At 73.0% G+C, this 1,185-nt stretch carries 1 protein-coding gene and 1 pseudogene; both read left to right on the top strand.

The features are described from left to right. On the top strand, nt 1-608 hold a 608-nt coding region (locus I0Q12_RS32215), incomplete at its 5' end, for a tyrosine-type recombinase/integrase (RefSeq protein ID WP_231610171.1). A gap of 216 nt (nt 609-824) precedes the next feature. Beyond that, a pseudogene (locus tag I0Q12_RS32220) lies at nt 825-1,185 on the top strand (hypothetical protein); the annotation flags it as partial.

Genomic DNA, 1,185 nt, shown 5'->3' on the forward strand with positions numbered 1-1,185 from the left:
TCGTCTCGCCGCGCGCGCATCGCACCCTGCCCGCGGTGCTGCGGACCGATCAGGCCCTCGAACTCATGGACGCCGCGGAATCCGGTGCCGTCGAACGGGACCCGGTGGCGATCCGCGACCGCCTGATCGTGGAACTGCTGTACGCGACGGGGATCCGGGTAGGGGAACTGTGCGGACTCGACGTCGACGACGCCGACGCGGAACGGAACGTGTTGCGGGTGCTCGGCAAGGGCAACAAGGAACGGGTCGTGCCCTACGGGGTTCCCGCCGCAGCCGCGATCGACGAGTGGCTGCGGCACGGGCGGCCGGAACTCGTGCGCCCGTCGTCCGGCCCGGCGTTCCTGCTGGGCAAACGGGGGGGACGGATCGACCAGCGTCAGGTGCGCACCGTGGTCCACGACGCCGTGGCCGCGGTACCGGGGGCCCCGGATCTGGCACCGCACGGGCTGCGGCACAGCGCGGCAACCCATCTGCTCGAGGGCGGCGCCGATCTGCGGGTCGTCCAGGAGGTCCTCGGCCATTCGAGCCTGGCGACGACACAGCTCTACACACACGTGTCGGTCGCGCGGCTGCGAGCCGCCCACGAACAGGCGCATCCCCGCGCCTGATCCGGTCCGAGGGCGTCGGACGGATTTGGTAGCGTCCCCGCGTATTCGATCCGGGGGGAATCAGTGAAAAGCGACGAGTCGACGCATGCTCTGCCGGCCTGGCTTCAGGGGGAGTCGCCGGAACCGGTAGCCACACCCGCCCGGCGCGGGTTCCTGCGCTCGGGCCGGTCTTCACACGACAACCAGGCTCCACAGGAGGTCCAGGCGCCACCGACCGTGCAGCCGGAACCCCAGGTCCCGGCAGCTCCGGGCGCCGCAGACTCACCGATGGTCCCGTCGACGCCGGTCGCGTCCGTTCCGTTCGGGGCACCGCTGCCGCCGCCCTCGCCGGTTCCGGCGCCCTCGCCCGCGCCCGTCCCCGAAGAGCCGGTGCCGGGTCCGATCCCGGAGCCCGCGCCCTACCCGAATCCGCAGATGTCCTGGCACATGCCGCTGCCGGCGCCGGCCGTCGAGCAGCCACCGGTCGCACACCCGGCCGTCGAGCAGGTGCCGCCGGTCCCGCAACCACCGGCCCGGCAGGTACCGCCCTCCGCGCCGCCGGTCGAACCTCGCATGTCGGTTCCGGCGGAGCCGAGGG

This window comes from Rhodococcus sp. CX (assembly GCF_015865005.1).
Lineage (GTDB): Bacteria > Actinomycetota > Actinomycetes > Mycobacteriales > Mycobacteriaceae > Rhodococcus.